Raw genomic sequence first — 12,313 nt, 5'->3', positions numbered from 1 at the left:
GGCAGATGGGGCCCAATCTGATAAGGAATCCAAGCATGCGCCTAGCTGCACTCCCGTTGTTGTTCGCCCCGCTGTTGATGCCGGCCATGGCCCAGGCCGCCAACCTCGTCGTTTGCACCGAAGCCAGCCCCGAGGGCTTCGATGTCGTGCAATACAACTCGTTGACCACCACCAATGCCTCGGCTGATGTGCTGATGAACCGCCTGGTGGATTTCGACGCCCAAAGCGCCAGGCTGGTCCCGAGCCTGGCTGAAAGCTGGAGCGTCTCGGCCGATGGCCTGACTTATGACTTCAAACTGCGCAACGGGGTCAAGTTTCACAGCACCGAATACTTCAAGCCGAGCCGTGAGCTCAATGCCGATGACGTGCTGTTCAGTTTCAACCGGATGCTCGATGCGCAGAACCCATGGCACAAGATCGCCCAAAGTGGCTTCCCGCATGCCCAATCGATGCAGTTGCCTGCACTGATCAAGAAGATCGAAGCGCCCGACCCGCATACCGTGCGCTTTGTGCTGAACCGCGCCGACGCCACCTTCCTGGCCACCTTGAGCATGGGCTTCGCCTCGATCTACTCGGCTGAATACACCGCGCAACTGCTCAAGGCCGGTACTCCGGAGAAGCTCAACACCCAGCCGGTCGGTACCGGCCCGTTCGTGTTCAAACGCTTCCAGAAAGATGCCGTGGTGCGCTATGCCGGCAACCCGGACTACTTCGCCGGCAAGCCGGCCATCGACACCTTGGTCTATGCGATCACCACCGACGCCAACGTGCGTTTGCAGAAGGTGAAACGCAACGAGTGCCAGATCGCCCTGTCGCCCAAGCCGCTGGATATCCAGGCCGCCAACGAAGACAAGAACCTCAAGGTCGAGAAAACTGAAGCCTTTATGACGGCCTTCGTGGCGATCAACAGCCAGCATCCGCCTTTTGACAAAGCCGAGGTACGCCAGGCCGTGAATCTGGCCTTCGACAAGGCCAACTACCTCAAGGCGGTGTTTGAAGGCACCGCCGAGAGCGCCGCAGGCCCTTACCCACCCAATACCTGGAGCTATGCCAAGGATCTGCCCGGCTACGCCCACGATATCGCCAAAGCCAAGGCACTGGTGGCCAAGGCCGGCGTGAAAGAAGGCACCAAAACCACGATCTGGACCCGGCCATCGGGCAGCCTGCTTAACCCTAACCCGTCGCTGGGCGCCCAACTGCTGCAGGCAGACCTGAAGCAGATCGGTATTGATGCCGAGATCAAGATCATTGAATGGGGCGAGCTGATCCGCCGCGCCAAGGCCGGTGAGCATGACCTGCTGTTCATGGGTTGGGCGGGCGATAATGGCGACCCGGACAACTTCCTGACCCCGCAATTCTCTTGCGCTGCGGTGCAGTCGGGCACCAACTTCGCCCGCTACTGCGACAAGACCCTCGACAAGCTGATCAGCGATGGCAAGGCCACCAGCGACCAGGCTGCGCGCAGCAAGCTCTATGAGCAGGCGCAGGCGCAGATCCAGCAACAAGCTCTGTGGCTGCCTCTGGCGCACCCTACCGCCGCTGTACTGACCCGTAAGGAGGTCAGCGGCTATCAGGTCAACCCGTTTGGTCGTCAGGACTTCTACAAGGTACAAGTGAAGTAACCGGCCGCCCCACAGCGCTTGCCTGCGCCGGCAAGCGCTGCCCTGCCCGGCCCATCAAAGGCACAATCCTGCCATTGTCTCCTTCAGGGTGACAGTAAAACGCTTTTCAGCCGATTTATCCCGTCCAGGTAAATCCTTAATCTGTGCCCAAGTTGAACGCAACGCCACTTACCCCACAACTTCTCAGATAAAGGATCTACCCCATGGCCAACTTCACCTATAACCGCCTGAACAAAGACGACGCCGCTGTACTGCTGATCGACCACCAGACCGGCCTGATCTCGCTGGTGCAGGACTTCTCGCCCAACGAGTTCAAGAACAACGTGCTGGCGTTGGGTGACCTGGCCAAGTTCTTCGAGCTGCCAACCATCCTCACCACCAGCTTCGAGCAAGGCCCCAACGGCCCGCTGGTGCCGGAGCTCAAAGAGCAGTTCCCGGATGCGCCGTACATCGCCCGCCCTGGCCAGATCAACGCCTGGGACAACGAAGATTTCGTCAAGGCGATCAAGGCCACCGGCCGCAAGCAACTGATCATCGCCGGTGTCGTCACCGACGTGTGCGTGACCTTCCCGGTGCTGTCGGCCCTGGAAGAGGGTTTTGAAGTGTTCGTGGTCACCGATGCTTCCGGCACCTTCAACCAAACCGTGCAACAGGCCGCGTGGAACCGCATGAGCCAAGCCGGCGCCCAACTGATGAACTGGTTCTCGGTAGCCTGTGAGCTGCACCGCGACTGGCGCAACGATATCGAAGGCTTGGGCAACCTGCTGAGCCAGCGTATTCCCAACTACCGCAACCTGATGAACAGCTATGCGGCGCTGACTGCGCGCTGAGTCCGAACAACCATCCAATAAAAAGCGGCGCCCATTCAGATGGGCGCCGCTTTGTTTGTCTGACGCGCGAGAGCGGTCAGAACTGGGTCCGCAGGGTCAGCGACAGGCTGCGAGGATCACCGTAGATCGCCCCGGCATAGAAGCCATAGCGGGTGAAGTAGTGCTTGTCGAACAGGTTGTTGGCGTTCAGGGTCAGCGCGGTGTCGTCCGTGATGTCATAGCGGGCCATGGCATTCCAGATCGCATAACCGGACCAGTTGACGTCGCTGGCGCTGCGGCTCACGCCGTTGGTGGGCTGGCCGGCCGGGGTCGACAGTGCGCGGATGTTGGTCTGTGCAGTCACACCGGTACCCACGGTCAGGCGATCCAGCGCGCCAGACAGGTGGTAGGTGGTCGACAGCTTGAACAGGTGCGACGGGTCACTGCGGCCGTCGGAATCGAGGCGCCGAAAGTGCAGCCAGGTGTAGCCGCCGTAGACGTTCCAGTTCGGCGTGATCGCCCCGGCCACTTCCAGATCGATGCCGTCGGTTTCCACCCCGGAGCCGGCCTTGTAGGCTTGCGCGCCGGTCGGAGTCAGGCTGGCGCCATCGGTAACGGCCTTGTTGTCCTGCTGGGTGCGGAAATACGCAGCCTGGGCATTCAGGCGACCGTCGAACCACTCACCCTTGATCCCGGTTTCGTAGCTCTTGCCACGAATCGGCTCGATCTTGCTGCCACCGGCGTCTTCCTGACTCTGCGGGGTGAAGATATCGGTGTAGCTGGCATACAGCGAGTAGTTGTCGTTGAGGTCGTACACCGCGCCCAGGTATGGAGTGACGATGCCGTTCTCGCTCTGGCTGCTGCGTGCCCCGGAGGTGGCGATGGTCACTGCGTCATAGTTGCTGGTGCGCACCCCGGCAATCACCGACAGCGGGTCGGTGATGCTGATCCGGGTTGCCGCATACATACCCTGCAGGCGCGTGGTGGTCTTGCTGTGCAGGCCGGTCTGGCGGGCATCGATGTAGTAATCGTCATTCACCCCGTTGCGCCAGTCGCTGAGCGCAAAACCGTTGTTGCCACGGAACTGGCAGCCCAGCGCTGGCGCACTGGTGCGCAGGGCGCTGGACATGGTGCAGCTGTACTGCGGCGACCAGGCCACGGTGCGGCTGTCGTTGTAGCCGAACATCGCCTGATGGGTACGGCCGAACAACTGGAACGGGCCGCTCAGATCAATCTGCCCGGACTGTTGAGTGGTGTCAGTCGAGCTGTGCAGGCCATTGAGTACCGCACCGCTGCCATCGCGGTTGAAGTAACCGACATAATTGCCGCCCGACGACGAGTTGACCTTGGCCAGGCCGCGGTGGTTAAGAGCGTCGGTGGTGGTCTGGGCCAGATTGACGTTCAGGGTCCAGTCATTGTCGAAGCGATGGGTCAGCGAGCCGAACGCGGTACGGGTGGTGTACTCGCCAAAGCTCCAGCTCGGCACCACGTTGGTGCTGCGCGGCAGGTCGGTCTTGCTGCCGTCACCGTACCAGATCGGGATATTGGCACCCCAGCCGCCGCCGACAATCTTGTAATACTCATACTGAAAGCCGGCGCCAAGGGTGGTGGCGTCATCCAGATCGAACTCGACATTGGCCAGCGCTGCCCGCGAACGGTCGGACTGCTCGTCGCGGAACGAGTTGGCCTCCTGCTGGGAAACCACAAAGCGCGAACGCAGGCGGCCATCTTCCGACAGCGGCAGGTTCAGGTCGGCGCCCAGGCGAACCTTGTCCCAACTGCCGTAGGTCACGTAGGCGCTGCCGCCGAACTCGCGGGTCGGACGCTTGCGGATCAGATTGACGGTGGCCGAAGGATCACCGGTGCCGCCCAGCAGGCCGTTGGCGCCACGGACCACGTCCATGCGCTCGTACATATCCATGTTCAGCGACGAACCGGCGCCGCTGAAGTCCGCCCCCCCCGGATACTGCAGGCCATCGACCTTCCAGTTGCTGATGGCATAGCCCCGGGCGCGGTACTCGGTACGCCCGCCGACCTCCAGCTTGCTCATGCTCACCCCTGGCGCGGCGTCCAGCGCCTGCTCCATATTGGTGATGTTGCGATCGGTCATCTGCTCCTGAGTGATGGTGGTCACCGACTGCGGGGTCTGCCGTGGGGTCAGCTTAAGGCCGGTGGAACTGCTGGTGCTTTTAACCGTGTAACCGGCCTGGCCGGTGGCATCCTGTTCGGTGTAGGCGCTGTCGCGGACATCAATGGCGTTGAGTTCGACAGCGTCGGCCGCGTTAACACTGTGACTGGCAATCAGTGCGCTCAGGCCCAGGCCGATCAGCACGTTAGAGCGCTTGAGGGTGAAAATGTCGGTAGGGTTGGCAGGGAGATGGAGGATGGTAGAAGAGGTGCTGCCCAAGTGAGTCATTGTAATCGCTTCGTGTTTGCAGTTAGGTTTTGATACGATTTTTATCAACCACCTCACTTCGCTGTACCGCGCGTATGTATGGGCTTGTAATGGAATGTAATGAGCGCGACACCTCGCCGCCCGGATTGCCACCACAATCAGGCGAAACCTTGCTGGTGGTCGATGATGATGACGAGATCCGCGAGCTGCTCTGCGACTACCTCAGCGAGGCCGGTTATCGTGTGTTGGCGGCTGCCGACGGTCAGCAGATGTGGCAGTGTCTGCGTGAGCAGACCGTAGACCTGTTGATCCTGGACCTGATGCTGCCCGGCGAGGACGGCCTGAGCCTGTGCCGCCAATTGCCACGCGATTCGAGCATGGGCGTGATCATGCTGTCGGCCCGGGGCGCAGCGCTGGACCGGGTGATCGGCCTGGAGGTCGGTGCCGACGACTACCTGGCCAAGCCGTTCGAGCCCCGTGAGTTGCTGGCGCGAATCAAGGCCGTGCTGCGGCGCGCGACGCGCCTGGCCCCCGAGTCCCCTGCCCGCCCGGACAAGACTCAGCACTTTGCCGGCTACCGGCTCGACCACGCCCGCCGCGAACTGACCCTGCCGGACCAGCGCCAGTTGCCGTTGCCACGCTCCGATTACCGTGTGCTCAGCGAGTTGCTCAATGCCCATGAAGAAGTGCTGACCCGTGAGCAGCTCACCCGCAGCGCCTTCGGCCGCGCCTATCAGCCCGACGATCGCTCGGTGGACATGTGCATCAGCCGGCTGCGTCAGTCATTCAAAAGCGATGAGCGCGCCAGCGTGCAGATTGTCACCATCCGCAATGAAGGCTATCTGTTGAGCATCACCGGTCCCGCGTCCTGAGATGCGGCGCTTTCTGCAAAGGCTATGGCCCAAAACCCTGTTCGCCCAGTTGCTGGTGATCATGGTTTTTGGGGTGCTGGGCATTCAGCTGGCATCGAGCAGTATCTGGTTCGATGTGCGTTTTGCGCAGGTTCTGGAAGCGCCCGTACGGCTTATGGCGCGTGACACTGCGGCGATCATCGAGCAGATTGACTGCCGTGCGCCCGAACAGCTTCAGGTTCGCACCCATTACCAGTTGCGCTGCCTGTCAGATGCACCGCCCCGTGTGCCCGGCGGTGAACCCAGCCGCGCCCAGCGGCGCATTGAATTACTGCTCGGTCAGGCGTTGCGCATTGAAACCGGACGCGATTACCCGCTGCGCCTGCTCAGCGCGACCCTGACCGATACGCAGGGTCAGCCGATCGTCTGGCATAGCCTGTTCGGCCTGCGCACCGCCCAGGCGCACCTGCGCTTTGCGCTCCAGCTGCCGGACCAGCGCTGGCTGCACGTCGAGGCGCAGGAAATGCAGGGCTGGAGCGGCGAGTCGGCATGGGTGCTGATTGCCGATTATCTGTTGCGGGTGTATGCCCTGCGCATTCTGGCCGTGCTGGTGATCTGTCTGGTGGCGGTGCGTCTGTGCCTTCGCCCGCTCAAGCGTCTGGGCGAGGCTGCCATGGCGCTGGGCGACAATCTCGAACAGCCACCCTTGACCATCGAAGGTTCGCAAGAGGTTCGCCAGGCCGCTTTGGCCTTCAACAGCATGCAGCAGCGGCTCAAAGCCATGCTCGATGACCAGGCCTATTTCCTGGCGGCCGTATCCCACGATTTGCGTACCCCGCTGACCCGCATGCGTCTGCTGATCGAGCGGGTCAGCGAAGAGCGTCCTCGCGAGCGGCTGCGGCACAATATTGTCGAAATGGAGCGCATGATCGCCCAGGTGCTCGATTATTTGCAGAGCGCCGAGAAACACACCGTGCAGCCTGTCGATATCGACGAGCTGCTCGCTCGCTTGTGCGATGAGCTGTGCAGCGCTGAGGAACCCTTGCCGGTCAGCGGACGTGGCGGCGTGGTGCAGGTCAATGAGCTGTTGCTGCAACGTTGCCTGCAAAACCTGCTGAGCAATGCCTTGCGCTATGCCCGGCAGGTCAGTCTCAACGTGCAATCGGACGACCAGCACCTGCACATCGAGATCCTCGACCGCGGCCCCGGCATTGCCGAGCAACAGCTGCCAACCATCACCGACCCGTTCGTACGTGGTGAAGCCTCACGCAACCAGCGTTCCGGCGGCTACGGTCTGGGCCTGAGCATCGCCAAGCGCATCGCCATGCTGCATGGCGGCCGGCTGATGCTGCGTAACCGCGAGGCTGGCGGGCTTTCGGTCAGTGTGCTCCTGCCGCTACATCAGCCCGCGCTCCACCAGTGACAACGGCTCGCCCTCGCCGACGATCACATGGTCGAGCACCACCACATCCACCAGTGCCAGCGACTCCATAAGGCGCTTGGTCAGCTCGATGTCGGCCCGGCTTGGCTCGCTGACCCCGGAGGGGTGGTTATGGCACAGGATCAGGCTGGCCGAATTGTGTGCCAGGGCGCGTTTGACCACCTGGCGCGGGTGAACATAGGCCGTATTGATCGTTCCATGGAACAGTACCTCGAACGCCTGCACGCGATGCTTGCTGTCGAGAAACAGGCAGGCGAACACTTCGTGAGGCTCATGGCGCAGCTGTGATTTCAGATAGGTGCGAACCTGCTGCGGGTTTTCCAGCGCCGACGCATGGCGGACGCTTTCAGCCAGGTGCCGACGGGCCATTTCCAGCACCGCCTGAAGTTGGGAGAACTTCGCCGGGCCAAGCCCCAGGTGTGAACTGAAGGCATCGAGGTCGGCCTCCAGCAACGCGCGCAGGCTGCCGAATTCACTCAATAGATGCCGGGCCAGATCGACGGCACTTTTGCCTGAGACGCCGGTGCGCAGGAAAATGGCCAGCAGTTCTGCATCGGAAAGGCTCTGCGCGCCCATGCTCAGCAGACGCTCGCGCGGACGCTCCGCAGCAGGCCAGTCGCGGATACTCATGCACCACCTCCTTGTGTTCAGGCGCGGCGCAAACAAGGGGCCGCGCACGTCCCACAAGCTAGTACCGCAGATCGCAACGGCTCGCCAGCTTTTGCCGGGCCAGAGCCTCACGCGCTGACTTTTCCTACAGAGCTGTGGGCGCCGCTGCTCCACTGCGGACGCTGTGCTATCTTAGCCCGGATTTTTCTGCGGCTACCCGGCACCGGGGCTGCTGCGATTGCGCAACATTGATCAAGACAAGGCAGGCCTATGCAGCGGCTGTATCGAAAACGCATCGTTCTGGGCGTCGGCGGCGGCATCGCGGCCTACAAAAGCGCCGAACTGGTCCGCCGCTTGCGCGACCAGGGGGCCGAAGTGCGGGTCGTCATGACCAAGGGCGGAGCGGAGTTCATCACCCCTCTGACCATGCAGGCGCTCTCGGGACACCCCGTCCATCTGGAGCTGCTCGACCCGGCGGCAGAAGCCGCGATGGGGCATATCGAGCTGGCCCGCTGGGCGGACCTGATTCTCATCGCCCCGGCAACCGCTGACCTGATCGCCCGCTTGGCCCAGGGCATCGCCAATGACCTGTTGACCACTATTGTGCTGGCCACCGACGCCACCGTGGCGATTGCGCCGGCGATGAATCAGGCCATGTGGCGCGACAGCTCGGTGCAGGCCAACACACGGCAGCTCGAAGAGCGCGGCTGGAAAGTGTTCGGCCCGGCATCGGGCAGCCAGGCCTGCGGCGACGTGGGGTTTGGCCGGATGCTCGAGCCCGGCGAGCTGGCGATGTGCGCCGCCGAGTGCTTCCAGCGCCTGAGCCTGACCGGCCAGCACGTGGTGATCACTGCCGGGCCCACTCAGGAAAATATCGACCCGGTGCGTTACATCACCAACCACAGCTCCGGCAAGATGGGCTTTGCCCTGGCCGAAGCGGCCGTGGAAGCCGGCGCGCGGGTGACACTGATCACCGGTCCCGTCAGCCTGCCGACGCCGGACCGGGTCACGCGCATTGACGTGGTCAGCGCCCGCGACATGCTGGCCGCCTGCGAAGCAGCGATTCCGTGCGATCTGTTCATTGCCTCGGCCGCCGTGGCCGACTACCGCCCGGAAGTGGTCGCCCCGCACAAACTCAAGAAAGACCCCAGCACCGGCGACGGCCTGTTGCTGCAGATGGTCCGTAACCCCGACATCCTGGCGACCATCGCGACCCGCCCGGATCGTCCGTTCAGTGTCGGTTTTGCCGCCGAGACCGAGCATTTGCTCGACTATGCTGCACGCAAGCTCAAGGACAAGAATCTCGATCTGATTGTCGCCAACGATGTCGCCAACCCCAGCATCGGCTTCAATAGTGAGGAAAACGCCTGCAGCGTGATCGACCGGGCGTTGCATGCAACGCTCTTTGCCCAGACCAGCAAAGGCAAGATTGCCCGCCAGCTGATCTCTTTTATCGCCGAACGCATGAATCAGGTTTAACTACGAATGCACGCTCTACAAGCCAAGATCCTCGACCCCCGCATTGGCAGCGACTTCCCTCTTCCGGCCTACGCCACCAGCGGCTCGGCTGGCCTTGACCTGCGCGCCATGCTGCAGCAGGACACCGTGCTGGAGCCCGGCCAGACCCTGCTGATTCCCACTGGCCTGTCGATCTACGTCGAAGACCCGGGCCTGGCCGCGCTGATTCTGCCGCGTTCGGGGCTGGGCCATAAGCACGGCATCGTGCTGGGCAACCTGGTCGGCCTGATCGACTCCGATTATCAGGGCGAACTGATGGTCTCGTGCTGGAACCGCGGCCAGACTCCGTTCACCATCGCGGTTGGCGAGCGCATCGCGCAGTTGGTGCTGGTGCCGGTGGTGCAGGCCCGTTTCGAGCTGGTCGAGGAGTTCCAGCAGACCCAGCGCGGTGCCGGCGGCTTCGGTCACTCAGGCAGTCATTGACAGATTTGCACAGGCAACCCCGGATTCAGGACGAATAATCGGAGAGCAGTCGGGTGGAAGGCAGTCAGCGCAGCATCAACCAGCATTCGTCTGCCGAAGGGCAAAAGCCTTCTGCATCTGCCTTGCACGCCTTGCTGCCCGGTCTGATTCCGGCGTTTGCCGGCCTGGCGGCGGCGCTGGTACTGATCACCGTCGGCCTGGCCAGCAGCCCGCAACAGCATGACCAGCAGATCCAGGCCTGGGGTAACAGCCAGGCGCTGGCGATCAATCTGGCCTTGCGCCAGATCGGTGCCGACACCCAGGCGGCCGCCAACAATCCCGCCCTGTTGCAGGCCCTGCAGAGTCATGATGAGCAGGCCCGCAGCGCTGTGCAGGAGCGGCTGCGTTACTGGGACGGCCTGATTGGCGCACGGATCGATGCCAAAGGCCTGGCCGACATCGACACCCAGAGCAGCTTGCCGGTCAGCTACTCGACCCTGGACCTGCTCAACAAGGCGATTCAGGGTCAGGCACCGGTGCCGGAGGCACGCAAGATCGGCGAGCGCTGGGTCATTTACAGCGTGGCAGCGCTGCGCAGCGACCCGAGCCAGCCGGCCAGCGGCACCTTGTTGCTGGCCTTCGACCCCAAGCGTCTGCTCAACGCCATTCCAGGCATTCCCGAAGACGCCGGGCAAGTGGTGTTAAGCCAGCAGTTCGGCAACGGTCCGGAGCAGGTTTTCCTGCAGCGCGGGCTGGCCGGTGCCGGCAAGCCGCAGGTTTTCGAGACCGGCTATCCGGGCTGGCGGCTTGAATTCACCCCAGGTCCGGCCTTGCACAACCCGATCCCCTGGCTATTGCTCGGCCTGGCTTTGCTGGTCGCCCTGGCGGGCAGCGTGCTGGGGCTGTACCTAAACGAGCGCCGCCTGCAAAGGCTGATCGTCGACGACACCCGGCAACTGGATCAACTGGTGCAAGAACTCTCTCGCGGAAAAACCGTCAAACCCTTCGGTTTGAGCCTCCCTGCCCTGCAAGGACTGGCTCAGGCCCTTGCCCGTCTTTCGCTGTACACCGCGCCTCACGCGGCTACTGGCGACAGAAGCGGCGCAAAACCCGACACCTCTGAAGGCAGCGTTGCAGTATCGCCCCCGGCCGCCAAGCCTGGCACCGCCTGGAGCGATCCGCTGTTCCAGAACACCGATATCCTTGATATCGACATTCTCGACGACAACCAGGATCTCCCGAGATCGGAGCACACCCTCTTTATGAACAGCCCAGCATCCGTGGCACCCCAGCTTCCCGAGTCGATCTTCCGCGCCTATGACATTCGCGGTGTGGTCGGCGATACCCTGCACGCTGAAACCGCCTACTGGATCGGTCGGGCCATCGGCGCCCAGAGCCTGGCCGAGAACGAACCCAACGTCAGCGTGGGTCGCGATGGCCGTCTGTCTGGCCCGGAACTGTCACAACAACTGATTCAGGGGCTGCATGACGCCGGTTGTCATGTCAGCGATGTCGGCCTGGTCCCGACTCCGGCGCTGTACTACGCCGCCAACGTGCTGGCCGGCAAGACTGGCGTGATGCTCACCGGCAGCCACAACCCCAAGGACTACAACGGTTTCAAGATCGTCATCGCAGGCGACACCCTGGCCAACGAACAGATCCAGGCCCTGCTTGAGCGCATCAAAACCAACAACCTGACCGAGCAAAAAGGCAGCATCACCAAGGTCGACATCCTGGAGCGCTACTACCAGCAGATCACCCAGGACATCGCTCTGGCCCGCCGCCTCAAGGTGGTGGTCGACTGCGGCAACGGCGCTGCCGGGGTCATCGCGCCGCGGCTGATTGAAGCGCTGGGCTGTGAAGTGATTTCCCTGTTCGAGGAAGTCGACGGCAATTTCCCTAACCACCACCCCGATCCGGGCAAGCTGGAAAACCTTCAGGACCTGATTGCCAAGGTCAAGGAAACCGGCGCCGACCTGGGCCTTGCCTTCGACGGCGACGGCGACCGTGTGGGGGTGGTGACCAACGAGGGCAATGTGGTCTTCCCTGACCGCCTGCTGATGCTGTTCGCGCTGGACGTGCTGGAGCGCAATCCGGGCGCCGACATCATCTTCGACGTCAAGTGCACCCGCCGCCTGACCCCGTTGATCAGTGAGCACGGCGGTCGTCCGGTGATGTGGAAAACCGGCCACTCGCTGATCAAGAAACAAATGAAGAAAAGCGGCGCGTTGCTGGCGGGCGAGATGAGCGGCCACATCTTCTTCAAGGAGCGTTGGTTCGGTTTCGATGACGGTATCTACAGCGCTGCACGGCTGCTGGAAATCCTCAGCCAGAAAACCGAAACCGCCGAACAGCTGTTCGCCTCTTTCCCGGATGACGTTTCCACCCCAGAGATCAATATTAAGGTGACCGATGTCACCAAGTTCAGCATCATTGAGGCTCTGGAGAAACAGGCCCAGTGGGGCGACGCCAAACTGACCAGCATCGACGGTGTCCGTGTCGATTATCCGAAAGGCTGGGGTCTGGTGCGTGCGTCCAACACCACGCCGGTGCTGGTGCTGCGCTTCGAAGCCGAAACCGAGGCTGAATTGCAGCGCATCCAGAACGTTTTCCATACCGAGCTCAAGAAAGTTGCGCCGGACCTCGACTTGCCGTTCTGATAGTTT

General features: G+C 62.4%; 9 protein-coding genes. 7 read left to right on the top strand and 2 right to left on the bottom strand.

Annotation, left to right across the window (positions count from 1 at the left end; genetic code table 11):
- Window positions 1–35: 35 nt before the first annotated feature.
- Both NJC40_RS05355 and ycaC read left to right on the top strand, forming a co-directional pair.
- Entirely contained in the window at window positions 36–1,622 is a 1,587-nt protein-coding gene (locus tag NJC40_RS05355; protein ID WP_253139853.1) for an ABC transporter substrate-binding protein, read from the top strand.
- 203 nt (window positions 1,623–1,825) lie between these two features.
- Window positions 1,826–2,452, top strand: coding sequence for an isochorismate family cysteine hydrolase YcaC (gene ycaC / locus NJC40_RS05350; RefSeq protein ID WP_253139855.1), 627 nt, complete (start codon window positions 1,826–1,828; stop codon window positions 2,450–2,452).
- A gap of 76 nt (window positions 2,453–2,528) precedes the next feature.
- Here the strand turns inward: ycaC and NJC40_RS05345 are convergent, their stop codons facing one another.
- Window positions 2,529–4,847, bottom strand: a complete 2,319-nt coding sequence (locus NJC40_RS05345; RefSeq protein ID WP_253139857.1) for a TonB-dependent siderophore receptor — start codon at window positions 4,845–4,847, stop codon at window positions 2,529–2,531.
- 89 nt (window positions 4,848–4,936) lie between these two features.
- Here NJC40_RS05345 and NJC40_RS05340 point away from each other — a divergent pair, with 89 nt between their 5' ends.
- Window positions 4,937–5,698 carry a response regulator gene (locus NJC40_RS05340; RefSeq protein ID WP_045485070.1) on the top strand — a complete coding sequence of 254 codons (762 nt, stop codon included), beginning with the start codon at window positions 4,937–4,939 and terminating at the stop codon, window positions 5,696–5,698.
- Between the two features lies 1 nt (window position 5,699).
- Entirely contained in the window at window positions 5,700–7,100 is a 1,401-nt protein-coding gene (locus NJC40_RS05335) for an ATP-binding protein (RefSeq protein WP_045485062.1), read from the top strand.
- On the opposite strand, the gene radC is transcribed toward NJC40_RS05335, so the two are convergent.
- The gene (radC, locus tag NJC40_RS05330; RefSeq protein ID WP_253139859.1) at window positions 7,074–7,748 is read right to left on the bottom strand and encodes a RadC family protein; all 675 of its coding nucleotides are present in this window, start codon (window positions 7,746–7,748) and stop codon (window positions 7,074–7,076) included. The two genes, NJC40_RS05335 and radC, sit on opposite strands and share 27 nt — an antisense overlap.
- Before the next feature lie 249 nt (window positions 7,749–7,997).
- Between radC and coaBC the strand changes: the two genes are divergently transcribed.
- Genes coaBC through NJC40_RS05315 form a run of 3 tightly spaced genes read left to right on the top strand, consistent with a single transcriptional unit; the run spans window position 7,998 to window position 12,307 of the window.
- Window positions 7,998–9,206 (top strand): bifunctional phosphopantothenoylcysteine decarboxylase/phosphopantothenate--cysteine ligase CoaBC, encoded by a 1,209-nt coding sequence (gene coaBC / locus NJC40_RS05325; RefSeq protein ID WP_253113967.1) that lies wholly within the window; start codon window positions 7,998–8,000, stop codon window positions 9,204–9,206.
- 6 nt (window positions 9,207–9,212) lie between these two features.
- Entirely contained in the window at window positions 9,213–9,668 is a 456-nt protein-coding gene (dut, locus tag NJC40_RS05320; RefSeq protein WP_045485054.1) for a dUTP diphosphatase, read from the top strand.
- Between the two features lie 53 nt (window positions 9,669–9,721).
- Window positions 9,722–12,307, top strand: coding sequence for a phosphomannomutase/phosphoglucomutase (locus tag NJC40_RS05315; protein WP_045485051.1), 2,586 nt, complete (start codon window positions 9,722–9,724; stop codon window positions 12,305–12,307).
- The last annotated feature ends 6 nt before the right edge of the window (window positions 12,308–12,313 follow it).

The organism is Pseudomonas sp. 21LCFQ02 (assembly GCF_024129895.2).
Taxonomy (GTDB): Bacteria; Pseudomonadota; Gammaproteobacteria; order Pseudomonadales; family Pseudomonadaceae; genus Aquipseudomonas.
Note: the sequence above shows the minus strand (reverse complement) of the source record. Positions and strands in the feature narration are given on the sequence as shown.

Coding starts and splice junctions, on each gene's coding strand:
- radC (WP_253139859.1), bottom strand. CDS start 7,748: ATGAGTATCCGCGACTGGCCTGCTGCGGAGCGTCCGCGCGAGCGTCTG.
- NJC40_RS05345 (WP_253139857.1), bottom strand. CDS start 4,847: ATGACTCACTTGGGCAGCACCTCTTCTACCATCCTCCATCTCCCTGCC.
- NJC40_RS05355 (WP_253139853.1), top strand. CDS start 36: ATGCGCCTAGCTGCACTCCCGTTGTTGTTCGCCCCGCTGTTGATGCCG.
- NJC40_RS05335 (WP_045485062.1), top strand. CDS start 5,700: ATGCGGCGCTTTCTGCAAAGGCTATGGCCCAAAACCCTGTTCGCCCAG.
- dut (WP_045485054.1), top strand. CDS start 9,213: ATGCACGCTCTACAAGCCAAGATCCTCGACCCCCGCATTGGCAGCGAC.
- coaBC (WP_253113967.1), top strand. CDS start 7,998: ATGCAGCGGCTGTATCGAAAACGCATCGTTCTGGGCGTCGGCGGCGGC.
- ycaC (WP_253139855.1), top strand. CDS start 1,826: ATGGCCAACTTCACCTATAACCGCCTGAACAAAGACGACGCCGCTGTA.
- NJC40_RS05340 (WP_045485070.1), top strand. CDS start 4,937: ATGGAATGTAATGAGCGCGACACCTCGCCGCCCGGATTGCCACCACAA.